The sequence below is a fragment of the Streptomyces phaeofaciens genome, from assembly GCF_014648915.1.
Taxonomy (GTDB): domain Bacteria; phylum Actinomycetota; class Actinomycetes; order Streptomycetales; family Streptomycetaceae; genus Streptomyces; species Streptomyces phaeofaciens.
The window spans coordinates 788,412-811,702 of sequence record NZ_BMSA01000001.1; the positions used below are offsets into that span (position 1 = coordinate 788,412).

Here is a 23,291-nt window from a genome sequence, read left to right on the forward strand (position 1 = left end):
CCGCCGTGACCGTCCTTCGACGAGTGAGAGCGAGCTGCCCCGGTGGAGAGCCTGACCAAACGCTCCCTGACCGCCGCCCAGCTGGACGTTCTGGTGCGCGGATCGATGGGTGTCGGGTGCCGTGTGGAGACGGAGCTGACCGACGGCTGGTTCAACACCGCGTACCGGGTCCGGCTCGACGACGGGCGGCCTGCCGTGGTGAAACTCGCGCCGCCGGCCGACGCGCCCGTACTGACGTACGAGCGCGGAATCATGGCGACCGAGGCCATGGTCTATCGGAGCCTCGCCCCTCTCGCCTCCCTCGCCTCCCTCGCCGACGGTGGCGTGCCGACCCCGACACTGCTGCACGAGGGCGACGGATTCCTCGCCGTCTCCGTGCTGGACGGCACCCCGTGGGACAAGCTCACCGACCGGCTCTCACCGACCGCCCAGACGGCTCTGCGCCGCGAACTGGGCGCCGTCACCGCGCGCCTGCACACGCTGGGGCCCGAGGACGGACGGTTCGGCTACCCGAGCGCCGAGTCGGGACTCTCCGCTCCCGATTGGCGGACCGCGTTCACCGCCATGGTGGACGCCCTTCTCGACGACGCCGTGCGCTGGCACTCCGACCTGGGTGTGCCGAGCGACGACATACGGGCCCTGGTGGCGCGGGGCGCACGGGTCCTCGACGAGGTCACCGAGCCGCGCCTGGTCCACTTCGACCTGTGGCCGGGCAACATTTTCGTCCAGGTCCCCGGCGGGGACCGCCCGGACGCCCGTATCACCGGCATCATCGACCACGAGCGGGCGTTCTGGGGCGACCCGGTCGCCGAGCTGGTCTCGCTGGCCTTCGGCGGGGACATCGGTCCGGACAGCGATCTCGTGGCCGGCTACGTCCGGGCCGGCGGCCGCCTCGACTTCACTCCCGCCGTCCGCCACCGGCTGGCCCTGTACAGCCTCTACCTGGGTCTGCTGCTCGTCGTGGAGTGCGGCCCCCGCGGCTACGTGGGTGACCACCTCGCGTACTGCCACCGCAACCTGGCGGAGCGGGTGGCCGAGGTGCGCGCGCTGGACCGAAGGCGGTGAGCGAGCGCAGGACGGGCACGGACGTCACCCATTGGTTACGGTGGGCGCTCAGGGCGATCCAAGGAGTGAGCGTCGGTGGCGACGGTGCTGGTGACGGGGGCGACGGGGAACGTCGGTTCGAGAGCCGTCGACGAACTGCGTGACCGCGGCATCCCCGTGCGTGCCTTCGTGCGGGACCCGGAGCGCGCGGCCGCCGTCCTCGGAGGGCTCACCGACCTCGCGCACGGCGACTTCGCGCGGGTGGACTCGGTCCGGCGGGCCATGGACGGCATCGAGCGGGTGCTTCTCATCTGCGGGAACGACCCTCGCCAGGTCGAGTTCGGGACGGCCGCGATCGACGCGGCGGCCCGCGCCGGTGTCCGGCGGATCGTCCTGCTGTCCACGATCGGGGCCGAGGCGGGTTCCCCCACGGTCTTCTTCGACCAGCACGGCCGCATCGAGGAGTACCTGCACGGGTCGAGGATCCCGGGTGTGGTCCTCCGGTCCTCCCATCTGATGTCGAACCTTCTCGGCTCGGCGGCGACCATCAGGCAGGCGGGCCGCTTCTTCCTCCCGGCCGGCGACGCCCGTATCGCGATGATCGATCCGCGTGACGTCGCCGCTGCCGCGGCCGCCGCCCTGACCACCGACGGACACGACGGTCGGACCCATGTCCTCACCGGACCGGAGGCCCTCACCTACGGCGATGTCGCGCGGCGCCTCTCGGGGGTCGTGGGCCGCCCGATCGAGTTCGTGGACGTGCCGGACGAGGCGGCGCTCGCGGGACTGGCCCGGGCCGGCCTGTCCCCGTGGCTCGCCGAGCAGGTCGTGGCCGTCTTCGGCGCGCTGCGCGACGGTGTGAACGCGTCCACCACCGACACGGTCCGGGAACTGACCGGCCGCGAGCCGCGCGACATCGAGGACTTCGTCCGCTGGTCGGCTCCGCTGTTGCAGAGCGACTGAGGCCCGTCGTTCGGATCAGGCCGGCCCGGCGTGGCACAGGCCGAGGCCGGCGCCCTCCTGTCGTCTCCGCCGCTGCCGTCCCCCTGGTGCCAGTGCCCAGGGATACCTTCCGGTTCGACGGCCCGCGCACTCCGGGTCGTTCGGGACGAGGGGTGGGCCGTGAGCTTCCCCATGCAGTTGCGCGCCGTCGAGAACTCCGAGGTCCGGCACGACCATCGGCAGGCATCGCTCTTCCCCACGAGCGTCTCGTTCGACGCCCTGTGGGAGGGGGGTGGTCCTCGCATCCGCGCCGCGCTCGGTCCCGGCTGGGCCGAGGAGGACGTCAGGGGCATCTACGTGCACCACCACACCGGCCTCCGTGCCTTCCACGACCGCACGGCCACAGCCGGGAAGGCCGTGGTCAAGGCCTTCTGGTACGGGCGTCGGTCCTTCGGGACCACGGCAGGAACGCTGCCCTGCGGCGACGCGGCGGAGCCGCGAGCACGGTCGACCGGACGCCCAACGCCTCCAGCCGGGAGACCAGTTCCGCCTCCTGCGTCTCCGTGACGGCGAACCACAGGGAGGTACCCGAGTCGCCGGCGCTGAAGATCAGCCGATCTCCTCGCCACCCCTCGGCGCCGATCGTGTGAGGGACCAGATCCGACAACATCGCGAACTGCCGGTCGTCGCGCACGTCGACGTCGATCCCCATGCCGGGATCGTCCTTCCGGGAGCGGGTGCCGTCCGCCACCTGACCGCGGGCCAGGGACAACGCACGCTCGAAGGAGTGCAGTACGGCAGGAGGCCAGGTGTCGTCGCTGTAGGCGTCGACGTGTGCTGTGGCGATGTCCGGGCGCAGCACCCGAAGCGCCTCGCGATGAACGAGCGCTGTCTCGGCGTCGGTCGATCCGGCGATGAGCACGAGTTCGCGGCGCGGTTCGTCGTTCGGGTTGATCACAGGCACGAGCTTCTCATGGCCGCGGCCGGCCGCACCTCCGGTGAAGTGCGGCTGGTGCCACGGCCTTTGCACGGGGCGAGCGGCGGGCCGCGTCCCCGCGTCTCAGGCCGCCGTTGTCGTCTGCCGAGTCCCGGTGGACCGCTGCCAAGGGCGGGCGAGTGCGACGAGCGCGAGGAGTGCGGCGACCGATGCGCTGAGCATGATCAGGGCCATGGGCAGGGAGCTGTCCTCACCGAACACGCCGACCAGCGGAGAGGCGACGGCCCCGAGGAGGAACTGAAGGCCGCCCATGAGGGCGGAGGCCGCGCCCGGCGCGGCGCGCCCGAGGGTCTGGCCGATGGTCATGGCCGCCGGGAAGACGAGGCCGATCCCGCCGACGGTGACGAACAGGGCGGTCCAGGTGCCCACCAGGGACTCACCCACGGTCAGCACCACCAGGACCTGGCCCAGCGCGCCGATCAGGACGACGCCCACGCCGCCCGCGAGCAGGGTGCCGAGCCCGACGCGCCCGGCCGGACGCGCGATCGCGCCCGCGGGTGCCGAGGCGATCGACGCCCTCTTCCCCCGCCGGCCGGCGGCGGAGCCGGAGCTGCCGGCGGGGCTCGGCGAGGACCGGGACTGGGTGCTCCGGGCGCTGGGACGGCTGGTGGAGGCGATGGAGAGCGGCACTTCGCGCGGCTGAGAGTCCGCCGTCCCGGCAGCCGCGACCACCTCGTGGAGCACCCGGACCGCGACCCCGACCGGTGATCGTGACCGCGCCGGAACCGTACCCGCCGCCGTCCGGCGGGGCGGACCTACGTTCCGCGCGTGCACCGGCCGGTCGGGCTCGACGCCGGTGGGCGGCACTGGAGGGCGAAATCGTCCGAACTGGTGCTGAGGTACCGGCCGATGCAGCTGTTCGCCGTCGTACGGCCGCGCTCCGCGCAGAACGTCAGCGCGGCGCGGCCGTCGGTGAAGGGGCCGGGCGCGTAGATCACCCAGTAGCCGCCACGGAGCGAGGCGTAGTCGTCGCTGCGCAGGACGAGCGCCTCGGGCACGGAGGAACGGATGCCCGCGAGGCGCCTGTCGCGCGCCGCCGTGCCCGAGGAGACGGGCTCGGAGTACAGCTGGGCGATCCAGCCGCCGTTCCCGGCCGGAGGCGCCGACGACGTGGCCGTACTCGGCGCGGAGGACGAGGGCTCGCCGGGAGTCGGTGTGGGGGTCGGGCTCGGGCTCTGCTTCGGCGTCGAGCTGTGAGCCGGCGTCACGGGCGTGGCCGACGTGCTCGGCGTCGAGCCGCCCGCCCCTTCGACGGGCTTGTCGCCGTCGAACGGGTGCAGGGTGAGGACCAGGACGGCCGTCACGACGGCGGCGGCCAGGGCGGCGAGCGCGGCCGTGAGAGCCGGTCTGTGACGGCGGTGCGGAAGCCCCGGCAGCTGGGTGTCGGGCCGTGTGGGCGGCGCGGGCACGTGCGGGGCCGGTACCGGCGCCGCCGTCAGCGTCGGCCGGTCCCACTGCGGTGTGCCGCCGGACTCGGCCCGGGCCAGCAGCCCGTCCAGGAGCGTGGCGTCGGGGCGGGCGGCCGGGTCGCGCACGAGGAGGGCCAGCAGGACGGGGGCGAGGGGACCCGAGCGCACGGGCGGTGGCACCGGGTCGTCGAGGACGGCGGCGAGGGTGGCGAGCGTGGTCTCACGGCGCAGCGGGCTCACGCCCTCCACGCACACGTACAGCACCAGCCCGAGGGACCACAGGTCGGAGGCCGGCTCGTCGCCACGGCCACGGATGCGTTCGGGGGCCATGTACTCGGGGGAGCCCACGAGTTCACCCGTGACGGTGAGCGCGGTCGTGCCCTGGAGGGCGGCGATGCCGAAGTCGGTGAGCACGGCGGAGCCGTCGGGGCGGAGCAGGATGTTCGCCGGCTTGACGTCCCGGTGCTGGATTCCGGCCGCATGGGCGACGCGCAGCGCGGCGAGCACCTGACGTCCGATGCGTGCGGCCTCCGCCGGACTCAACGGGCCCTCGGACAGGCGTTGTTGCAGCGACTGTCCCGGCACCAGCTCCATCACGATCCACGGGTGCGGATGCGCCTCGATGATCTGATGGACGGTCACCACATGCGGATCGTTGAGCCGTGCCAGCGCCCTCGCCTCGCGCATGACCCGCTCACGGACGGCAGCCGAGGCCTCCGCGTCGGGCCGTACGGCCTTGAGGGCGACGTCCCGGTGCAGCACGGTGTCACGGGCCCGCCACACCGTGCCCATCCCCCCGCTGCCGAGCCGCTCGACCAGCTCGAAGCGTCCGTCGATCATGTCCCCCGATGCGCTCATGCACGTCAGATTAGGGGAGCGGGCGATGCCCGGGTGACGGATCCGGATCACCTTGGTACGACCGGTTTTCGCCGAGGTGCTGGCGGCGGGCTCGGGCACGTCGGCGCCGCCGACCCCTTAGGCTTCCGCGCGTTGCCGTCCCGGCCCTCGGGCGGGACGTCACACATCGCCGCGCGACCCGAGGGCTTCCCCTGCGGGCCGGCCTGTTGCCATGATCCACCCATGGCGACAGGCAGCTCACCGGAGTACGAGGCGCGTTACGGCTGGGACCGCAGGACCGTGGGAGTCGTCGCGGTCTCCGCCGTCTTCACCGTCGCCCTGCTGCTCCCCGGCATACCGTTGTTGGCCCGGATCCTCGGCCTGCCGCTCTTCGGCGCGGGCGGACTCTTCATGGCGTACGTGGCGCTGAGCCGCAAGGTCGCGTTCCGGGTGGACGAGACCGGAGTACTCCTGGGCGGCAGCCCCGCACGGTACGCGGCGACCACCGGACATGTGCCCTGGGCCGACATCACGGGCGTCGTCCTCTGGCGACAGGAGGCGGGCGACGCGTCCCTGCCCTATGTCGGAGTCACCCGGCGAGAGGGGGCTCCGGCCCTTCCCGGAGACGGCCCGACGGCCCGTGCCGTCGTCGCACACCTCGTCCCGGTGCCGGCCGATGTCGCCATGGCCTCCCGGGCGGTGACGGGATGGCGGCTGGACAGGAACCGCCTGGTCGCCGCTGTCGCCCACTTCGCGCCCGGGATCCCCGTGCGTGACCTGTCCTGAGCCCGCCGCAGGCCTGCCGGGCGAACGCCGGCACCGGATCGCCGTACGACGGACGGGGCCGAGCGGGCCGCGTACGCGCGCGTCGGGGATCTTGGCGCCGGAGCGGGGTAGCCGGAAGGAGACCGAGGGAGGACAGCCATGACGACGTACGTCATTTCGGTGCCGGGTACCTTCACCGACGGGGCCGAGGAGGCGACGCGGGCCGAACTGGCCCGGGCACTGCGCCCGGCGGACCCGCACCGCACCCACCTGGGCACCGAAGAGGACCTCGACATCCTGACCGTCCACGACGACGGCACCTTCACCGTCCGGCTCACCGTCGAAGCGGACAGTGGCCCCGACGCCGAGCGCGAGGCTCGCGGGTTCGCCCGCTCGGCACTGAGCAGCGTCGGCCTCGACGACGGCACCGCGCCCCTGGGACCGGCCGTGATCACGGGCATCGACTCCGAGGACTGACGAGCACGGCGGGCACGGAGGGCATGGCGGGGACGGCGGGGACGGCGGTGCATCGCGCCGGCGGCTGCCCCCCCCACGACGAGGGCCGGAGAGCCCCGTCTACGACTGCGCCCGGCGAAGGCGGCCGGTCGGTCGACCGGTCGGCGGTAGCTGCCGGCGGCAGCCGCCCCCGACGGACGTCAGCGGCCGCCGCGGCGGGCGGTCATCGCCGTGGCCGCCACCGCCGTCGCGGCCAGGAGCACCGCGGCCACCCCCAGCGCGCGCTGGGCCGCGGTGCCGACGCTGTCGGCCGCCCCCAGATAGACGCCGCCCACGACGGCGAGGCCGAGTGTTCCGCCGAGCTGCTGGACGGCGTTGAGCAGGCCCGCCGCCGAGCCGGTCTCCTGCGGGCCGACGGTGCTCAGCGCGGTGCTGAAGAACGGCGGGGTGAACAGCCCGGTGCCCAGCCCGGCGACGGCGAGCGCGGCCGGCAGCAGGGCCGGGTAGCTGCCGGGTTCCGCGGCGCGGTACGCGAGCACGGCGGCCGCCAGGCCGAGCGCGAGGACGGCGATGCCGGTGTGCAGGACACGCGTCCCGTACCGCGGGACCAGGTGCGTGCCGGCCGCCCACGAGCCGAGCGCGAGTCCGGCGGACCACGGCAACAGGGTGAGTCCGGCGGTGAGCGGGCCGTCGTGGAGGCCGAGTTCGAGATGCAGCACGACGGTGATCATGACGCCGTTCATGACGGCGAAGAACAGTGCCGAGGTGGCCAGCGCCGCGGGGAACGCCCGACCGCGCAGCAGGGCCGGTTCGATCAGCGGGACGTGACCACGGCGGGCGGCGCGGCGCTGATGGGCGACGAACACGCCCAGCACCGCGCTGCCCGTGGCGGCGACGGCCCACGCGACGGGCGTGACGTCGTCGCCGGTGGCCAGCGGGCAGACGACCAGGGCGGTGCCGAGCATGGCGAGCACGGTGCCGACCGGGTCGAGGCGGGGCCGCTTCGGCGCGCGGTCCTCGGCCAGGTGCGGGGTCGCGGCCAGGACGGCGACGGCCAGGGGAAGGTTGACGAGGAACACCGCCCGCCACGAGGAGCCGAGCAGGTCGGCATGGGTCAGGACGCCGCCGAGGACCGGGCCGAGAACCGCGGACAGACCCATCACGGGGCCGATCATGCCCAGCGCCCGGGTGAGTTCGTCGCCGTCGTACAGGGCGCGGATCAGCCCGAACGTCTGCGGGATGATCGCGGCCGCGGCCGCGCCCTGCACGGCCCGCATCGCGATCAGGGCCGCGGCACCGGGTACGAGCGCGCAGGCCAGGGAGGCGGCGGCGAACGCGACGACGCCGATACGGAAGACCCGTTTGCGGCCGGCGATGTCACCGAGCCGGGCGCCGGTCAGCAGGCCGAGGGCGAACGCGAGGGTGTAGGAGGCGCTGAACCACGGGATGGTGGCCTCGGACCCACCGAGATCGGCGTGGATGACGGGTCCGGCGACCTGGACGATCGTGGCGTCCAGGAGGTTCATCGCCTCGGCGGTCAGTACCGCGGCGAGCGCGAGCCCACGGTGACCGGACACGGGCGGGACGGTGGAGGGCCGGGCGTGGCCGACGGGGCGGTTCGTGGTGCGGGACATGGGTCTCCCCCGGGGACGGGACGGGCGTGACGGTGGTGGCCGGCCCGCGGACGGCGTGGTCACCGTGCCGAAGACGGCCGAGGACCACCGTGTCGCCCGGTCGTCCTCCCCTTCCATTTCCTCGGCCTCGATCGACGATTACTTCCATCGGCATGGGCTAGTTTGCTGAATATGCTCGTACTGGACGATCTGGACCGAGGCCTCATCCACGCCCTTCAGGTGGACGCGCGGGCGCCGTTCACGCTCGTCGCCGACGTCCTCGGCTGCTCGACGCAGACCGTCGTCCGCCGCTACCGGCGGCTGCACGCCCAGGCCGGGCTGCGCGTTGTCGCCCTGCCCGCCCCGCGCAGCTCCGGCACGCAGCAGTGGTTCGTCCGGCTGACCGCCGCGACGCGCAGCGCGCACGACATCGCGCTGGCGCTCGCCCGCCGCCCCGACACCTCCTGGGTGCGGCTGACCTCCGGCGGCACCGAGATCGTCGCGATCATCCACGCCGAGCCCGCGGGCCCGGACGCGCACGGCCTGCTCCTGCGCGACATCCCCCGCACCGCCGGGATCACGGCGGTGTCCGCGCACCATCTGCTGCACATCTACCTGGGCGGGCCGACCGCGTGGCGGGGACGGGTGGACGCCCTGGACGCGGGCCAACAGGCGCGGTTGCGGACCGAGGCCGGCACCCCCGACACCACCGGCGCGCGGGGGAGTCCCGCACACCTCCTCACCGACGAGGACCGTCTGCTGCTGGCCGCGCTGCGCGAGGACGCGCGCACCAGCTACGCGGACCTGGCCGCCGCGACCGGCTTCACAGCCGCCACGGTGGCCCGCCGACTGGCCGAACTGCGGGCGCGCGGCGCGCTGTTCTTCGACGTGGATGTCGAACCGGCCCTGCTGGGGGTGACGGTGTCCGCCCTGCTCTGGATGCAGGTGGCGCCCGCTCACCTGGACGCGGTGGCGACAGCGCTGGCCGGACACGAGGAACTCGCCGTCGTCGCCGCGACGACCGGCCCGACGAACCTGGTCGCGCACGCCCTGTGCCGGGACGCGGAAGCCCTCCACCACTATCTGACGCGGCGCGTGGCCTGGGACGCGGTCACCCGGATCGAAACGGCGCCGGTCCTGCGCACCTACAAGGCGGCGGCGACACTGCGCGCGGGCTGAACCCGCCCGGCGCAGGACCCCGGAGCGCGTCTCACGGCAGGTCGAGTTCCGCGCGGGCCGCCGCCACCCAGCGCAGCACGCCGTGGGCCTCGGCGCTCTCGGCCAGTTCTGTCGCTTCCTCGAGCAGCGCAGCCGCTTCGGCCCGCTGTTCCTGCTGAGCGGCAAGATGGGCCAGCCCGATCAGGTTCGCCGCGACACCCGGCAGGAATCCCAGGTCCCGGCGCAGGCGGGTGGACTTCTCGAAGTGCGTCCGGGCCTCGTCCAGGCGGCCGGCCATGTGGGCGGCGAAGCCGAGGTGCCGCAGGGCGTAGGACGTCGTCAGCCGGTCGTCGGCCCGGGTGGCGAGGCCGAGGGCACGTTCGAAGGCGGGTACGGCGGTGTCGGTGTCGTCGCGGACCACCTGGTGGAAGGCGCCGACCCAGAACACCGCCTCGCCCTCGCCCCGCACGTCACCGAGACGCTGGTACAGCTCCGCCGCACGCTCGAAGAGCTCCAGCTCCCGCGCGTCCTCGACCCGCTCCTCCAGGAAGCGGGCGTGGATCACCTGGCCGCGGGCCAGCGCGAGGTCCGCCTCGACCTCGTCGAGGCTGCGGTCGGCGGACGCCAGCGCACCGCTGTCGCCGCCGAACACGGCACGCTCGTAGAGGAGTCCGGCCTGCTTGATTCGCTCGTCCGCAGTCATGCCGTGATCGTATCGACCGCCTGTCCGGGTATATGACGATCAGTCAAACAAAGGTCCTGAGCGGGAGTTGGGCCCGTCACGGGCCCTCGCACAGACGGCCCCAGGTGCTCAGCCGGCCCCCGGACGCTCGGCCGACGCCCCCAGCGGCTCGCGCGCTCCCCGTGGCTCGCGCAGCCCCAGGTGCTCGCGCAGGGTCGTCCCCGTGTACCGCGTGCGGTAGACGCCGCGTTCCTGGAGTTCCGGGACGAGCAGGTCGACGATGTCGTCGAGGCCGTCGGGGATCAGGTACGGCGTGATGTTGAAACCGTCGACGGCCCCGTGCCGGACGTAGCGCGTGAACCTGTCGGCGAGTCCGGCGGGCGTGCCGACATGGCCGCGCTGCGGGCCGAGGTTGATGACCGTCTCGCGCAGCGACCAGCCGTTCGTCTCGGCCTTCTGTCGCCACTCGGCGACGGCCTCGCGAGGATCGGCGACGCGGCGGGCACCGAACGAGCCGTCGTTCTCGGCGACGACGGGGTCCTCCTTCGGCAGCGGCCCGTCGGCGTCCCGGTCGGACAGGTCCAGCCCCCACAGGAGTCCCGCGACACCCAACGCCGTGGCGGGGGTGACCTGTTGGAGCCTGATCCAGCGCTTCTTCTCCAGCGCCTCGGCCTCGGTGGCCCCGATGATGATCTCCGTGCCCGGCAGGATGCGCAGATCGTCCTCGGGTCGGCCGACGGCCCTCAGGCGCCGGCGGACGTCGTCGGCGAAGGCGAGCGCGTCGTCGAAGTCGTTGCCGTGCGCGGAGAAGATCACGTCGGCGTTGCGGGCGGCGAAGTCGCGGCCCTCGCCGGAGTCCCCCGCCTGGAAGATCACCGGGTGGCCCTGGGGGCTGCGGGGCAGAGTGGGCGCGAGATCGACGTCGAACTGCGCCCCGCGATGGCGCACCTGGCGCACGGCGTCGGGTGCGGACCAGCTCGGGGCGCCGGGGGAGCCCGAGACCGCGCCGTCCTTCCAGCCGTCCCAGATCGCGCGGGCCACGGTGAGGAACTCCTCGGCGCGCCGGTAGCGGTCCGCGTGGTCGAGGTGGCCGCCGCGGCGGAAGTTGGCGCCGGTCCAGGCGTTGTCGGTGGTCACCACGTTCCAGCCGGCCCGGCCCGCGGACAGCAGGTCGAGGCCGGAGAGCCTGCGGGCCAGGTCGGCGGGCTCGTTGAACGTGGTGTTGGAGGTGCTGACCAGGCCGATCCGGTCGGTGACGGCGGCCAGGGCGGCGAGCTGGGTGACGGCGTCCGGACGTCCGGCGACGTCGAGTTCGTGGATGCGGCCGTCGACCTCGCGCAGCCGCAGGCCCTCCCCGAGGAAGAACGCGTCGAACAGGCCCCGCTCGGCCCGTTGCGCGACCCGGCGGAAGTTCGCGGGGTCGATCTGTGAGCCGCCGGCCGGGTCGGACCAGATCGTCCAGTGGTTGACGCCCTGGAAGAAGACGCCGAAGTGCAGCTGTGCGTGCGGGCGGGGCACGTCGAGGGGATCGGTGCGGGTCATCGGGTCTCCTCCGGGGCGGCCGGGACCGCGACGGCGTGGCGGTTGGCGGGGCGTTCCAGGCCCAGGTGCGCGCGCAGGGTGGCGGCGGGCAACGGGCGTACGGCGAGCCGCCGTTCGACGAGGGCGGGGATCACCAGCCGGGACAGGACGGGCAGATCCTCGTCGAGGACCAGGGGATGCAGGCGTACGCCGTCGACCACACCCGTCAACTCGGCCAGCAGGGCGATGAGTCCGGTGGCGCCGCCGGTGTACCGCAGGCGCCCCCGTTGGGTCCACGGCGCGTGCCGTTCGAGGTCGGCCACCCGGTCCTCGGCGGCGGCGTGCGGGGTGTCGAGGGCGACCTCGACCTCGGCGAAGGTGCGGGGCGCTTCCGCACGGGCGGCGGCCGCGGTCACCGCCGCGAGGTCCGGACCCCCGACGAGGGCCACGTCGAGCCGGCCGGCGGGCACGGCATCGGGCCGGCCGAGGACCACGAGCTGCCCCTGGGGCGGGCGCGGCACGATCGCCGGACCCTTCACCGTGTAGGTGCCGCCGGTGAAGTCGACGTAGTGCAGCCGGTCGCGGTCGAGGTAGCGGCTGGTGGCGACGGAGCGGATGACGGCGTCGTCCTCCCAGGAGTCCCACAGCGCGCGGGTGACGTCGATGCCGTCGCCGGCCTCGCGGGTACGGGCGGCGGTGCCGTCGACGAGCGGGCGTCCCCAGGCACGGGCCGCCGCCGGCGCCGGCTCGTCGCCGACGACCCAGCCGGCGCGTCCGACGGAGATGTGGTCGAGGGAGGCCAACTGGCCGGAGACATGGAACGGTTCGGCGTACGTGACGGGGACGACGGGAGCGACGCCGACGACACTCGTCGACGCGGCGAGGAACGCGGCCCGTTCCACCGCTCCGATGCGTCCCACGACGTCGGGCGCGCTCCCGGGCGGCAGGGCGCCGTCATCGAGGGTGACCAGGGTGAACCCGGCGTTCTCCGCGGCGGCGGCGACGCCGGCCACCCGGCGCGGGGTGAGCAGGTGATCGGGTGAGTGGGCGGCGCGGCGCCAGGCCGCGGGATGGGCGCCGTCACCGTCGATTTCGAGGGCGAGCCGCAGGGCGGGGCCGGACATGGGAGTTCCTTCCGAGGCACGTCGAGACGGCCGGCCCGGGTGGGCCGGCGGGGTCAGGGGCGTGCGGAAGGACAGACGGCGGAGGCGGTGCGGCAGTAGTCGACATGCCGCCGGGTGATCAGCCGCAGGTCCGTGCCGGCACCGCTCGGTGCCGTGCCGGGAACGTGCATCGGGGCCTCCACCCGTCCGGACCGGACCGCTTCAACCGGATCGGACCGCTTCAACCTATGCCGCCCGCCCCGGAAGGTGTCAAGAGCATTAGATGTGCGCGCATGAAAACGGGTGGCGGAGATTGCAGGCTCGTGAAATCCGCCGTCCCGGGCCCCGGATTCGGTCCCGGCGGGGATGACACTCGGGCTCGGGGTGGTTGCAGCCGGCGTCCGCCCGAACGCCCCAGGGGAGCACACATGACCGTCCAGGACATCGACCGCACCGGATTCGTGCAGGAGTGGGAGGAGTGGCACCGGCGGAAGGAGGAGGTGCTGGCCGGCCCGCACGGCTTCCTCGCCATCACCAGCCTGCGCTGGCTCGCGCCCGAGCCGGCCCGCTTCGACGACGCCCCGGGTGCCTGGTCCAGCACCGCCGAGGGCGTCGTCGTCGACCTCGCGGAGGGCGAGGAGCTGACCGTGGACGGGACCGTGGTGCGCGGCCGCCACGCGTTCGGCGTGATCGCGGAGCGGGACAGCGTGTACGCCGCCGCCGGTGACACGCTGATCGAGGTCGCCAAGCGCGGCGGCCACGACATCGTCCGGCCCCGCCACCCCGACAACGCCCTGCGCACCTCCTTCACCCGCACGCCGGCCTACGACCCCGACCCCCGCTGGGTGCGGCAGGGCCGCTTCGTGGCGCACCCGCGGCCGCGACCGGTGACCGTCGGGGCCGCGGTGGAGGGCCTGGAGCACGTCTACGATTCCCCCGGGCAGGTCGAGTTCGAGCTGGCGGGCGAGACGTACCGGCTGACCGCGTTCAACGGCAAGGCGCCGGGCGGTCTGACGGTCCTGTTCACCGACGCGACCTCGGGTGTCACGACGTACGCCGCGAACCGCTCCCTCCAGATCGCCCCGCCGGACTCCGAGGGGCGGGTGACGGTCGACTTCAACCGGGCGGGCAATCTGCCCTGCGCCTACACGGATCTGGCGACCTGCCCGCTGCCGCCCACGGAGAACCGCCTGCCCGTGGCCGTGGAGGCGGGCGAGCGGATCCCGCTGGAACGCGGCGGGCGGGCCTGACGGCCGTCGGCATCCGCGCGAGCTCCGACCCCCGCCCGGGGCCGGACAGGCCCGAGCCCCGGCGGCCAGGACCTCGCGTGGGGTCGTCCTGGCCGAGGAGACCGGGGCTGCCTCAGAGGTCCTGGGGGGCGTCGACGATGTGGGAGAGCGCCACGGTGAGGGCGTTCTCGCGGGTGAAGACGTCCACCGCGCCGAGCCGCCCCAGCCACTTGCGGTGGATGACGGGCTCCACCTTGTCGGCGACGGCCTGGAGGTAGAGGTCGAAGCCGGCCCAGTTGTTGCCCGCCTCGACCTTGCCGAAGAACGGGCCCATGTCCGTGGCGGCGATGGCCTTACCGGTCTCGCTCCACAGGTCGCGCACGAACTCGCGCGAGGTCTCGATGTCCTTCTTGGTGCCGAGCCGGTGGACATGGCCGCCGATGTACGTGTCCAGGTCCATCGTGGCGAGCAGGTCGTGGGCCCGCAGGACGCCGGGGACGCTGTCGGCGGTGCCCCAGGCGCGGAAGGGGGCCCAGCCGGGCATGACGACGTCCACCATCATGGCCGCGCGCTGTCGCGGGGCGTGGATGAGGATGTTGCCCGTCTCGTGGTTGGGGCCCGGGTAGCTGAGCAGGAGCCGCTCGCCGCCCACGTCGAGCCGGTGGCTGTCGGTGAAGGTGACGGTGGGCATCGGGCGCCCCGGATCCCGGCTGGCCTTGATGCGCTCCGCGGTCGCGGTGTGCGCGATACGGATCACGTCGCCGAAGGCGGACGCGTTGGCGGTGTGGTCGGCGTGGTCGTGGCTGTAGACCAGGTGGGTGACCTTGCGGTCGGTGACGCGCCGGATGGCGGCCGGTAGCGCCTCGGCGAGTGAGGGCGGGGCGTCGATGACGACCACTCCGGTGCGGGTGACGAGGAACGCGGCCTGCGTGCCGCCCGCGGTCACGGCGTAGAACGTGTCGCCGATGCGGTCCAGCCGGTAGCCCTCGGGGGGTACGGGGAGCGGCTTGGCGGTGGCGGGGAGCGGTGCGAAGGAGCGGGTGGCGGCGCCGTCGGGGGACTCCGGGAGCGCCAGGCGCAGACCGGGGCTCGGCTCGCCGCCGTGGGCGTCCAGAACATCGCGGTTCAGGCGGTACAGCTCCGCCCACCGCTGCTCGGAGCCGAGGTAGCGGCCGGCGATGCCGCGCAGGGTGTCGCCGCGCACGGTTCGGTAGAAGGCACCGCCGCCGGACGCGGTGGTCGCTTCCGCCGTGGCCCGATCGGGCCAGGCCATGGCCGTCAGGCCGGCGGCCACGGGGGCTGCCGCCATGCCCCACCGCAGGATGCCGCGACGGGACGGCGGCCGCCGGCTGCTGTCGCTGTCGCTGTCGTGAGGGTGGGTGTGGTCGTTCTGCTCTTCACACATGGTGAACTCCCTGGAGACCGGGTGCCGTTGTCGGTACTCCGGGCACGCTAGGGATCACCCGCACAGTGGTTGAAGATCGCACTTTTTCGATAGTGCCTATACGCCGGTAAAGCGTGCAGCTCAGCTGTCGCCGTCGTACGTGCGTTGTGCCGCAGAGCACATCTCGTGGTGGTCGTCGGTCCAGCGCAGCAGCACCTCGACGGGGGTCCGCAGCGTGTGGCCGAGCGGTGTCAGCTCGTACTCGACATGCGGCGGTATCACCGGGTGCACGGTGCGCAGCACCAGACCGTGGCGTTCCAGCTGGCGCAGCGTCTGGGTGAGTGCCTTCGGGGTGACGCCTTCGAGCCGCGCCGCGAGTTCACCGAACCTGCGCGGCCCCTCCGTGAGGCAGCCGACCACGAGGATCGTCCACTTGGCGCCGATGAGGTCGATCAGGGACCGGCTGGCGCAGGCGGCCGAATAGGGGTTCGTCTTGCTCAGATGCATGCGGCCAGTGTCCATCAACGGCCCGGACCGCCCCGTCCGGACCGCCCCGCCCCGTCACGTCCGGACCATCCCGTCACTTCCGGACCATCCCGTCACTTCCGGACCGTCCCGTCCGGACCCGTCCGGCCCGGACCGAGGCGCCTCAGCCCGTCTCCACCGGGGCATGCGCGGACACCATCGCCAGATCGGTCTCGACACGGGCCGCGCACGCGCGCAGGGCGGGCAGCATGGCTGCGACGGTGTGTTCGGGGGAGTCCGGCCCGGCGTGCAGCGCGACGTTGACGGCCGCGACGGCCCGCCCGCCCCGGTCCCGCACCGGCACGGCGAGTGAACGCAGCCCGATCTCCAACTCCTGTTCCACCAGCGCGAATCCGTCGTCGGCGGCCCGCCGGAGCGCGGTGGTGACCTCGGCGGGCGAGGTGAGGGTGTACGGGGTCAGGTCCTGCGGGGGAAGAGCCTCGAGGCGTGCCGCGCGGTCCGGCTCGGGCAGGCCGGCGAGCAGGACGCGTCCCATCGAGGTGGCGTACGCGGGCAGCCGTGCGCCGGGGGCGATGCGGGCGCTGGTGATCTGTTCGGTGGCCACCCGCGCGATGTAGCGGACCTCGGATCCGTCGAGGACCGCGAGCGAGGCCGATTCCCCCACCTGCCCGGACAGGTGGGCGAGATGGGGCTGGGCGAGCTCGGCGAGGGTGAGCCCGGACAGCCGCGCGTATCCGAGTTCCAGGACGTGCGGGGTGGGCAGGAACCGGCGCCCTTCCTGTTCCACGTAACCGAGTTGACGCAGCATCAGCAGATTGCGACGGGTGCTCGGGTACGAGAGTCCGGCCGCCTCCGCGGCCTCGGCGAGGGTGAGTCCACCGCGCTGCCGGCCGAGAGCGACGAGGACGGCCAGCCCCCGGGCGAGCGCTTGCAGGAAGGACGGTCCGAGCTCGGGCTTGGCATCGGTGTAGGCGGTCCCGGCGGGCGCGGCCGAAGGGTCGAGGCCGGCGGACGGGCCGAGGGCCGCCGCGGGGCCGTACAGCGCCTGCGAGATCTCCTGCGCCGACCGGGTCATCGCCGTCAGGGCGTGCTCGCGCAGGCCGTCGGCGGAGTGCCGGCTGGTGTGGGCGAGCACGCTGATCGCGCAGACAGGGCGGCCGTCGGCGTCCCGCACCGGGACGGACAGCGCCACCAGGCCCGGGGCGACCAGCTGGTCGTCCAGCGCCCAGCCGGTCGCGGCCGTCGTCCCGGTCCAGGCGGCGAAGTCGGCCTCCGTCCGTTCGGGGCTCGGCTCGGTGGAACGGGTGGGTACGGCGACGAAGCCGGCGTCGAGGGGGTCCGCGGCGCGGCGTGCCCGCCAGGCCTCGTACGTCCGCGGATCCCAGGCGGTGGCGAGGACGGCGCCGGCCGCGCAGCGCTCGGCGGGCAGCAGGTCGCCGACCCGGAAGCCCAGGGGGATCATCCGCCCGGGCGGCACGGCCTTGCCGATGATCCGCGCGTCGCAGCCGTCCAGGACGATCGCCGAGACCGACTCGTCGAGTGCCCGCGCCAGGCGCTCCAGGCTCGGCCGCAGCGCGTGCCCGAAGCCGCTCGCGTCGAGGTAGGCGTTGCCGAACTCCAGCAGGCGGGGGGCGATCGAGAGGTCGCGTCCCTCGGTGCGCAGATGGCCGAGGTGCACCAGGGTCGCGGTGATCCGGTCGACGGCCGACCGGGCCAGGCCGGTGGCGCGGGCCAGGTCGCCCGGACGTACCGGCTGCGGGGCGCCGGCCATCACACGCAGCACCCCCAGGCCGCGCTCCACCGGCCCGGCCGCCTCCGGCCCACCGGTCTCCGGCCCCGGGCCCGTCGAGGACATGCCGGTCCCCGCCTCGGCTCCTCCGGATACCGCCCCTGCAACGCCCGGCGCCATGCCGTCTCCCTCCGCACTCGGCCCTGCGCGGCGCTTGAGGCCGTGCTCCTGCCCATCGTCCGTCATTCGTCGTCCGGGAACGCTACCGGCCATTGACACCCACCACGCGATCGCGCAGACTCGCCGCACTCGCTCAATGAATCAAAGTTCACTCAGCGAAAAAAATGGGGAGCGGTCGGATGCGTCGCGGGACGCACACATCGGGCCGCCCCGTCCCTCTCCCCGTTCGAGGACTTGTAGAGGATCTGTATGAGTACTTCCGCCCAGAGCCGTGCGGACCTCGCCCGGCACACCGTCTACGAGTGCGCGCTGACCACCGTGCTCCTCTTCGCCGTGGTCAGCCTGGTGCGCTGGCTGGCCCTCCCCGACTCCCCGCTGGCGATCGCCGACCCGGACACCCTGTTCGCCGTCGCGGGCCTCGCCGTGGCCGCACTGATCGCGGCCCTGATGTACTCCCCGCCCGGCCGCGCATCGGGCGGCCATCTCCACCCGGGCGTCACCGTCTTCCTGTGGTCGAGCGGCCTCTTCCCGGGCCGGGCGGTCGTTCCGTACGCCGCCGCGCAGCTCGCCGGCTCGCTCGCCGGAACCGCGCTCGCCGGGCTGGTGTGGGGCGAGGCCGTCCAACAGATCGGCTACGGCGCCGTCCACCCCAGACCCGGCATGGGTGACGTCACGCTGTTCCTCGTGGAGGGCGCCGCCCTCGCCGCGGTGTTCGTGGCGGTCGCCCTGGTGATGACCAGGCCCGCGCTACGGGGCGCCATCCCGGCGGTCATCGGCATCGGCGTGGGCGTCGTCATCGCGACCCTGGGCACCGTGACCGGCGCGAGCATCAATCCCGCACGCGCCTTCGGCCCGGCCGTCCTGTCCGGGACGTACGCCCACTTCTGGATCTACATGATCGCGCCGATCGTCGCACCGGCCCTGGTCGGACTCGCCAACCGAGCCCTCAGGACCCGAGGCGTCGCCGCGACACCGGCCGAAGCGTAGGGGTACCTCTGCCGCGCCGGCCGGGGCACGGGGCACCTCGGCCGTGCCGGCCGACGCGCAGCGGCCCCCTTCCAAGCCCGCCCGAGCCCCCTCCCTCCTCCCTCCCTCTCTCCTCCCTCCTTCCCCCCTCTCCTGTCAGGAGCCCCCATGCCCCTCACCCGAGGTCTGGTCATCAACGGCCAGGAGGTACCCGCCTCCTCCGGCCGCACCACCGGCGACATCTCTCCCTGGAGCGGCGACGTGTACGCCGAGGTCGCCGCCGGAACTCCGGACGACGTCCGCCGCGCCGTGGACGCCGCGGACGCGGCGTTCGAGGAGTGGGCCGCGACCAAGCCGGCCGAACGGCGCAGGATCTTCCTCCGGGCCGCCCAGATCATGACCGAACGTGCCGCGGACATCGTGACGTTGATGGCCGAGGAGGTCGGCGGCATCGCGCCCTGGGCCGGCTTCAACGCCCACCTGGCCGCCGACATCCTGCTGGAGGCCGCCGCCGAGGTCACCCGGCCCACCGGCCAGACCCTCGCGACCAACGCCTCGGGCGTCCACTCCACCCAGGTCCGGGTGCCCAAGGGCGTGATCGCCGCGATCTCGCCGTGGAACGCACCGGTCATCCTCGGCGTCCGCTCGGTGGCGATGCCGATCGCCATGGGCAACACCGTGGTGATGAAGCCCAGTGAGGACGCGCCCATCGCCTGCGGCCTCCTCGTCTCCGACGTGCTGCACGAGGCCGGCCTGCCCCCGGGCGTCCTCAACGTCGTCACCAACGACCCCGCCGACGCCCCCGAGGTCGTCTCGGCCCTGATCGCCGATCCTCGGGTACGGATGGTCAACTTCACCGGCTCCACGGAGATCGGCCGCGCCATCGGCGTCCAGGCCGCCCGGCACCTCAAGCCCGCGGTCCTCGAACTCGGCGGCAAGAACGCCCTGTTGGTGCTGGAGGACGCGGACGTCGACTACGCGGTGGACGCCGCGGTATTCGGCTCCTTCATGAACGCCGGACAGATCTGCATGTGCGTGGACCGGGTGATCGTCCACCGCGCCGTGGCCGAGGAGTTCACGGCCAAGTTCGCCGACCGCGTCCGTGCGCTGCCGTACGGCGACCCGGGCGACCCCGGCACGGCGGTCGGCCCGGTCGTGAACCCGGCCGCCGCAGCCCGGATCGCGGCACTCGTCGCGGAGGCCGTCGCCCAGGGCGCCGAACTGGCCGCCGGCACGGGCGAGATCGAGAAGCCGGGCACGCTGATCCGCCCGGTCGTCCTCACCGGCGTCACCAAGGAGATGAAGATCTACTACGACGAGATCTTCGGCCCGGCAACGGTGGTCCACACGGTCGACAGCGCCGACGAGGCCGTGGCCCTCGCCAACGACACCCCGTACGGGCTGACGGCCGGTGTCATCACCGAGAACCTGGCCGGCGGGCTGGAGGTGGCGGGGCGGCTGCGCACCGGCATCGTCCACGTCAACGACCAGTCCATCGGGGACGAACCGCAGGCTCCGTTCGGCGGGGTCAAGAGTTCCGGCTACGGCCGCTTCGGCGGGCAGGCGGGCGCCGAGGCGTTCACCGACACCCGCTGGGTGACCGCTCAGGCCGTGGGACATGCTCACTTCCCGATCTGAGCGGAGCCGTTCGGACGCCCGGTGCGGAGCACGGCGTCGGTCTCCTCTCCGGGCCCGTGACGAGCGGGAATCGGAACGGAATTGCGGATTTCTGGGCACGCGCGAGGCTCGTTATGATCTTGGTCATGACTGTGCAGAGTTCCGACAGAACGCTTTCTCGCAAGCAGAAACTCCAGGAGAAGCAGCGCCGCCAGTTGTCGGTGGTCGACACCGTGGACAAGGCCGAGGGTAAGGTCCGCAAGGCCGAAGCCGAACTGGCCGTGGCCGTCGCCGAGGCGGTGCAGGTGTTCGGTGACGAGCAGTCCGCGTCCGAGGGGCTCGACATGCCGGTCGAAGCGATCCGGCGCTTTGTCGGCATGGCGCAGGACGAGGCGGCCGGTGCCGACGACGTCACCGAGGCCGTCGCCAAACCCTGAGCCCGGCGCGCGCTCGCACAGGTGCGCCGACGGCCGGCCCCGTCATGCCCCCGACGGCAGGGGGCGGACGGTGAGGATCTGCTGGGCCTGCCCCACCGGGCCGTCGACGTCGTGCAGGACGGTGCTGGTGAGGCCCTGGCCGGCGGGGCCGAAGGTGACCGTGGTGTCCAACCCCGTCCACGTGCCCCGCGGTTGGCGGTGCAGGTGGACGGTCAGGTCGACGTTGGGGAACATCCACGCGGTGGGCGGCTGACGGACGGCGATGCCGTTCGCCGTGTCGACGAGGGCGAGATACGACGCGAGCGGGCCGACGGGAACACCGGCGACCAGATCGAGTGGCGTGGAGATCCAGGCGGACGTACGGCCGGGCAGGGGCGGTGCGACCGGGCGGACGTCCAGGGAGGCGATGTAGCCGCCGGGCCAGACGTCGGACATCGACCACGTGGGGAGTGACTCCGGCGGCGCGAGCCGCTCGCCGGGGCCGCCCGCGACCGCGGCGGTGTCGAGGCCGGCCAGGAACCAGGCGCGGGCCCGGACGACCGGACGGCCCGCGATCCGTACCACCGCCTCCAACAGCTCGATGGTCCGGCCCGGGCGGAGGGTCACCACCTCGATCTCGCACTCGTCGAGGGCGAGGCGGCCGAGGATGTCGTAGCTGATCCGCGAGAGGACCAGACCGTCGTCCGGGCCTGCCGCCCGATGCCGGTCGATCGCGTGGACGACGAGCCCGCCCAACGGACTGAAATGCTGCTCGTCCGGATCCCAGGCCCCACCCGCGTGCGTCGTCGGCTTGTAGCGCCGGTCGTCGATGGCTTCGAAGTAACCACCTCGGGTGAACGGGGCCGTGGACGTGGACGTCGAGTCGGACAACGGTCGTTTCTCCTCGGGTGTGACGGACTTCCAGGAGGGAGCAGCCGGAACCGTCGTCACGTCGGCCGATCAAGGACGCTGTCGACGCGTACTCGTCCCACTGCGTGCGACCAAGCGGTTGAAGAGATCTTGTGCACGGCTCCATCATCTCGCGGAAGCCGTGACAGATGGTTGCGAAAATTGCCCCGCCTCACGGAAGGCGTGCAATGTTCTCGGCCCTGATGCGGTCGGTGGAGCAATTGTTTGCCGATCGGAGGAACCTGGGGACCACCGCCGAGGCGGACGGTCCTCATTCGGCAGACGGGTTCTCCCTGCGCCACTTCCACCGCCAGAGCGCGTCCGCCCGGTGATCGTGCTCGAAGCCCTCACCGAGCGGGCCCACCCGCTCCATGGCCTCGGCGGTGCGCGGGTCGTCGCGCAGGGCGAGGCCGTAGGCGGCCTCCAGGCGCAGGAGTTGGTTGTCCTCGTGGAGCAGGGCCGCGAGGGCGTCTGCGACGGCGGGTGTTCGGTCCGGTGAGCCGGCCAGTGCCACCGCGGCCGCACCCCGCGCCGCGGCATCCGGATCCTCGGCCAGGAGGAGCAACGCCTGAGTGATCTCCGGGAGGAGGGTGTCGTCCCGCATGCCCGCGGCGCACGCGCGAACCCGCACCTCGGCGTCCGGATCCCGCAGGAGAGCACGCAGGGCGGTCCTGGCCACGGGAGTGCGGGGACCATCGTCCGCGCAGAGGGCGTAGGGCACTGCGCGGCGTACCAGGGGATCGGGATGGACGGCGTACCGCAGCCCGATCGCCTCCTGGTCCGGATGGTCGTGTTCGGTGAAGACGTCGAGCACCTTCGCGAGCATCCCGCCGTCCGTTTCCTCGGCCGCCCAGGCGGCCAGGAGTCCGGCCTCCTCCTTCCTGTAGGAAGGGCTGGGATCGACAAGGACCCGCATCCTCAGGTAGTCCACCACGAACGCGCGATGTGTCAGGTCGGGGTCGTGGCGATGGGCCACCACGGCCGACCAGGTCTCGAAGCTACGACGCTCACAGAGGATCCAGCGGACCGCCGACCAGTTCACATGTTCGTCGTCACGCCGGCCGACGGCACGGGCGATGAGCTCGTCGACGGGGGTCAGGATGCGGAAGGCCCACTCCAGCGAGGTCAGGATGGCACCGTGTCCGGCCCTTACGACGAGACCACCGAGTGAGACCTGTTCGACCCAGTGGTACTCGTCGTCCTGAACCCGGACCGTCGCGGCCGGACCCGGCGCACCCGCCCGGCGCCGCAACTCCTCGGCCGTGCCCGTCTCGTACCAGCCCCTGGCCAGCGCGAGCAGCCGTTCCCGAGCGGTCTCCGGAAGCCGCAGCCGGGGCTCCTTGCCCAGCACCGCCGAGAAGACCGCCGGAGAGCCCCCGTCCACGGCACGCCACAGCGGCGTGGTCCCGTCCGGCAGCACCCGGTCAGGATCCGCGCCACCCTCCACCAACGCCTCCGCCACCGGCGCGTCGTACGCCGTCACGGCCCCGCACAGCACCGGAAACCCGCCCGCGTCCACGGTGTCCGGATCCGCGCCCCTGTCCAACAACTCCCGCACGGCCTCGACGTCCCCCACCCGCACCGCCGACCCGAGCCGACCGCCGAGTCCACCCTCACCCATGCTCATGCCCCCTGCCAGCAGGTCTGCCCGTCCTCGGGAGAAACGTCGACCGGAAGGCCAGCCGCGAGGAACGCTCGGTGATCGTCCGTGAACTCGAAGCCGTACTCGCGCTCGATGCGCGCGAACTCCGTTTCTGTCAGCCCGGGTTCGCACCCGTAGCGGCCGGTCGCGGCCTCCGCGCCCAGGCGTACTGCCTCACTGCTGATCACCGCCGCACGGTAGCGCCG

General features: G+C 73.2%; 23 protein-coding genes. 10 read left to right on the forward strand and 13 right to left on the reverse strand.

What is annotated here, in order from left to right:
- The first annotated feature begins 42 nt into the window (after positions 1 to 42).
- Positions 43 to 1,065 (forward strand): phosphotransferase family protein, encoded by a 1,023-nt coding sequence (locus tag IE275_RS03255; RefSeq protein WP_189707206.1) that lies wholly within the window; start codon positions 43 to 45, stop codon positions 1,063 to 1,065.
- Positions 1,066 to 1,140: 75 nt separating this feature from the next.
- Complete coding sequence (locus tag IE275_RS03260) at positions 1,141 to 2,007, forward strand: NmrA family NAD(P)-binding protein (protein ID WP_189707208.1); 867 nt, start codon at positions 1,141 to 1,143, stop codon at positions 2,005 to 2,007.
- Positions 2,008 to 2,407: 400 nt separating this feature from the next.
- Here IE275_RS03260 and IE275_RS03265 read toward each other — a convergent pair whose 3' ends face one another.
- Together IE275_RS03265 and IE275_RS03270 are read right to left on the reverse strand one after the other, a co-directional pair.
- A complete protein-coding gene (locus tag IE275_RS03265) occupies positions 2,408 to 2,950 on the reverse strand; it encodes a hypothetical protein (protein WP_189707210.1) in 543 nt (180 codons plus the stop codon).
- Positions 2,951 to 3,046: 96 nt separating this feature from the next.
- A complete protein-coding gene (locus IE275_RS03270; RefSeq protein WP_189707212.1) occupies positions 3,047 to 3,418 on the reverse strand; it encodes an MFS transporter in 372 nt (123 codons plus the stop codon).
- A 16-nt stretch (positions 3,419 to 3,434) separates the two neighbouring features.
- On the opposite strand from IE275_RS03270, the gene IE275_RS03275 reads away from it, so the two are divergent.
- Positions 3,435 to 3,626, forward strand: coding sequence for a hypothetical protein (locus IE275_RS03275; protein WP_229870062.1), 192 nt, complete (start codon positions 3,435 to 3,437; stop codon positions 3,624 to 3,626).
- 112 nt (positions 3,627 to 3,738) lie between these two features.
- On the opposite strand, the gene IE275_RS03280 is transcribed toward IE275_RS03275, so the two are convergent.
- Positions 3,739 to 5,250 carry a protein kinase domain-containing protein gene (locus IE275_RS03280; RefSeq protein ID WP_189707214.1) on the reverse strand — a complete coding sequence of 504 codons (1,512 nt, stop codon included), beginning with the start codon at positions 5,248 to 5,250 and terminating at the stop codon, positions 3,739 to 3,741.
- Between the two features lie 222 nt (positions 5,251 to 5,472).
- Between IE275_RS03280 and IE275_RS03285 the strand changes: the two genes are divergently transcribed.
- A complete protein-coding gene (locus IE275_RS03285) occupies positions 5,473 to 6,015 on the forward strand; it encodes a hypothetical protein (protein ID WP_189707216.1) in 543 nt (180 codons plus the stop codon).
- Between the two features lie 138 nt (positions 6,016 to 6,153).
- The gene (locus IE275_RS03290; RefSeq protein ID WP_189707218.1) at positions 6,154 to 6,471 is read left to right on the forward strand and encodes a hypothetical protein; all 318 of its coding nucleotides are present in this window, start codon (positions 6,154 to 6,156) and stop codon (positions 6,469 to 6,471) included.
- A gap of 179 nt (positions 6,472 to 6,650) precedes the next feature.
- On the opposite strand, the gene IE275_RS03295 is transcribed toward IE275_RS03290, so the two are convergent.
- A complete protein-coding gene (locus IE275_RS03295; protein ID WP_189707220.1) occupies positions 6,651 to 8,084 on the reverse strand; it encodes an MFS transporter in 1,434 nt (477 codons plus the stop codon).
- 171 nt (positions 8,085 to 8,255) lie between these two features.
- Here IE275_RS03295 and IE275_RS03300 point away from each other — a divergent pair, with 171 nt between their 5' ends.
- Positions 8,256 to 9,242: an Lrp/AsnC family transcriptional regulator gene (locus IE275_RS03300; protein ID WP_189707222.1), complete on the forward strand. Its 987-nt coding sequence runs from the start codon at positions 8,256 to 8,258 to the stop codon at positions 9,240 to 9,242.
- A gap of 31 nt (positions 9,243 to 9,273) precedes the next feature.
- Here IE275_RS03300 and IE275_RS03305 read toward each other — a convergent pair whose 3' ends face one another.
- From IE275_RS03305 to IE275_RS03315, 3 genes are all read right to left on the reverse strand, one after another.
- Positions 9,274 to 9,924, reverse strand: a complete 651-nt coding sequence (locus IE275_RS03305; RefSeq protein WP_189707224.1) for a tetratricopeptide repeat protein — start codon at positions 9,922 to 9,924, stop codon at positions 9,274 to 9,276.
- A 108-nt stretch (positions 9,925 to 10,032) separates the two neighbouring features.
- Positions 10,033 to 11,445 carry an NtaA/DmoA family FMN-dependent monooxygenase gene (locus IE275_RS03310; protein ID WP_189707226.1) on the reverse strand — a complete coding sequence of 471 codons (1,413 nt, stop codon included), beginning with the start codon at positions 11,443 to 11,445 and terminating at the stop codon, positions 10,033 to 10,035.
- Positions 11,442 to 12,548, reverse strand: coding sequence for an LLM class flavin-dependent oxidoreductase (locus IE275_RS03315; RefSeq protein ID WP_189707228.1), 1,107 nt, complete (start codon positions 12,546 to 12,548; stop codon positions 11,442 to 11,444). Before IE275_RS03315 ends, IE275_RS03310 begins: the two co-directional genes overlap by 4 nt.
- A 407-nt stretch (positions 12,549 to 12,955) precedes the next feature.
- On the opposite strand from IE275_RS03315, the gene IE275_RS03320 reads away from it, so the two are divergent.
- Positions 12,956 to 13,777, forward strand: a complete 822-nt coding sequence (locus IE275_RS03320) for a DUF1684 domain-containing protein (RefSeq protein WP_189707230.1) — start codon at positions 12,956 to 12,958, stop codon at positions 13,775 to 13,777.
- Between the two features lie 112 nt (positions 13,778 to 13,889).
- Here IE275_RS03320 and IE275_RS03325 read toward each other — a convergent pair whose 3' ends face one another.
- The 3 genes from IE275_RS03325 to IE275_RS03335 all read right to left on the reverse strand — a co-directional run bounded on the left by IE275_RS03325 (position 13,890) and on the right by IE275_RS03335 (position 17,481).
- Positions 13,890 to 15,161 (reverse strand): MBL fold metallo-hydrolase, encoded by a 1,272-nt coding sequence (locus IE275_RS03325; protein WP_189707232.1) that lies wholly within the window; start codon positions 15,159 to 15,161, stop codon positions 13,890 to 13,892.
- 120 nt (positions 15,162 to 15,281) lie between these two features.
- Positions 15,282 to 15,647, reverse strand: a complete 366-nt coding sequence (locus IE275_RS03330; protein WP_189707234.1) for a winged helix-turn-helix transcriptional regulator — start codon at positions 15,645 to 15,647, stop codon at positions 15,282 to 15,284.
- A gap of 142 nt (positions 15,648 to 15,789) precedes the next feature.
- Positions 15,790 to 17,481 carry an IclR family transcriptional regulator domain-containing protein gene (locus IE275_RS03335; RefSeq protein WP_189707236.1) on the reverse strand — a complete coding sequence of 564 codons (1,692 nt, stop codon included), beginning with the start codon at positions 17,479 to 17,481 and terminating at the stop codon, positions 15,790 to 15,792.
- Between the two features lie 303 nt (positions 17,482 to 17,784).
- Here IE275_RS03335 and IE275_RS03340 point away from each other — a divergent pair, with 303 nt between their 5' ends.
- From IE275_RS03340 to IE275_RS03350, 3 genes are all read left to right on the forward strand, one after another.
- Positions 17,785 to 18,522, forward strand: coding sequence for an aquaporin (locus tag IE275_RS03340; protein ID WP_189707238.1), 738 nt, complete (start codon positions 17,785 to 17,787; stop codon positions 18,520 to 18,522).
- Between the two features lie 147 nt (positions 18,523 to 18,669).
- Positions 18,670 to 20,139 (forward strand): aldehyde dehydrogenase family protein, encoded by a 1,470-nt coding sequence (locus IE275_RS03345; protein WP_189707240.1) that lies wholly within the window; start codon positions 18,670 to 18,672, stop codon positions 20,137 to 20,139.
- A 125-nt stretch (positions 20,140 to 20,264) separates the two neighbouring features.
- Positions 20,265 to 20,555, forward strand: a complete 291-nt coding sequence (locus IE275_RS03350) for a hypothetical protein (RefSeq protein WP_229870063.1) — start codon at positions 20,265 to 20,267, stop codon at positions 20,553 to 20,555.
- A 42-nt stretch (positions 20,556 to 20,597) separates the two neighbouring features.
- Here IE275_RS03350 and IE275_RS03355 read toward each other — a convergent pair whose 3' ends face one another.
- From IE275_RS03355 to IE275_RS03365, 3 genes are all read right to left on the reverse strand, one after another.
- A complete protein-coding gene (locus IE275_RS03355; RefSeq protein ID WP_189707244.1) occupies positions 20,598 to 21,425 on the reverse strand; it encodes a thioesterase family protein in 828 nt (275 codons plus the stop codon).
- 289 nt (positions 21,426 to 21,714) lie between these two features.
- Entirely contained in the window at positions 21,715 to 23,064 is a 1,350-nt protein-coding gene (locus IE275_RS03360; RefSeq protein ID WP_189707246.1) for an ankyrin repeat domain-containing protein, read from the reverse strand.
- Positions 23,065 to 23,066: 2 nt separating this feature from the next.
- Positions 23,067 to 23,273, reverse strand: a complete 207-nt coding sequence (locus IE275_RS03365) for a hypothetical protein (protein ID WP_373299162.1) — start codon at positions 23,271 to 23,273, stop codon at positions 23,067 to 23,069.
- Positions 23,274 to 23,291 lie beyond the last annotated feature (18 nt).

What these genes read in the sequence shown, in the direction of transcription:
- IE275_RS03280 (WP_189707214.1), bottom strand. Translation starts at nt 5,250, where the DNA reads ATGAGCGCATCGGGGGACATGATCGACGGACGCTTCGAGCTGGTCGAG.
- IE275_RS03285 (WP_189707216.1), top strand. Translation starts at nt 5,473, where the DNA reads ATGGCGACAGGCAGCTCACCGGAGTACGAGGCGCGTTACGGCTGGGAC.
- IE275_RS03290 (WP_189707218.1), top strand. Translation starts at nt 6,154, where the DNA reads ATGACGACGTACGTCATTTCGGTGCCGGGTACCTTCACCGACGGGGCC.
- IE275_RS03295 (WP_189707220.1), bottom strand. Translation starts at nt 8,084, where the DNA reads ATGTCCCGCACCACGAACCGCCCCGTCGGCCACGCCCGGCCCTCCACC.
- IE275_RS03300 (WP_189707222.1), top strand. Translation starts at nt 8,256, where the DNA reads ATGCTCGTACTGGACGATCTGGACCGAGGCCTCATCCACGCCCTTCAG.
- IE275_RS03305 (WP_189707224.1), bottom strand. Translation starts at nt 9,924, where the DNA reads ATGACTGCGGACGAGCGAATCAAGCAGGCCGGACTCCTCTACGAGCGT.
- IE275_RS03310 (WP_189707226.1), bottom strand. Translation starts at nt 11,445, where the DNA reads ATGACCCGCACCGATCCCCTCGACGTGCCCCGCCCGCACGCACAGCTG.
- IE275_RS03315 (WP_189707228.1), bottom strand. Translation starts at nt 12,548, where the DNA reads ATGTCCGGCCCCGCCCTGCGGCTCGCCCTCGAAATCGACGGTGACGGC.
- IE275_RS03320 (WP_189707230.1), top strand. Translation starts at nt 12,956, where the DNA reads ATGACCGTCCAGGACATCGACCGCACCGGATTCGTGCAGGAGTGGGAG.
- IE275_RS03325 (WP_189707232.1), bottom strand. Translation starts at nt 15,161, where the DNA reads ATGTGTGAAGAGCAGAACGACCACACCCACCCTCACGACAGCGACAGC.
- IE275_RS03330 (WP_189707234.1), bottom strand. Translation starts at nt 15,647, where the DNA reads ATGCATCTGAGCAAGACGAACCCCTATTCGGCCGCCTGCGCCAGCCGG.
- IE275_RS03335 (WP_189707236.1), bottom strand. Translation starts at nt 17,481, where the DNA reads ATGTCCTCGACGGGCCCGGGGCCGGAGACCGGTGGGCCGGAGGCGGCC.
- IE275_RS03340 (WP_189707238.1), top strand. Translation starts at nt 17,785, where the DNA reads ATGAGTACTTCCGCCCAGAGCCGTGCGGACCTCGCCCGGCACACCGTC.
- IE275_RS03345 (WP_189707240.1), top strand. Translation starts at nt 18,670, where the DNA reads ATGCCCCTCACCCGAGGTCTGGTCATCAACGGCCAGGAGGTACCCGCC.
- IE275_RS03350 (WP_229870063.1), top strand. Translation starts at nt 20,265, where the DNA reads ATGACTGTGCAGAGTTCCGACAGAACGCTTTCTCGCAAGCAGAAACTC.
- IE275_RS03360 (WP_189707246.1), bottom strand. Translation starts at nt 23,064, where the DNA reads ATGGGTGAGGGTGGACTCGGCGGTCGGCTCGGGTCGGCGGTGCGGGTG.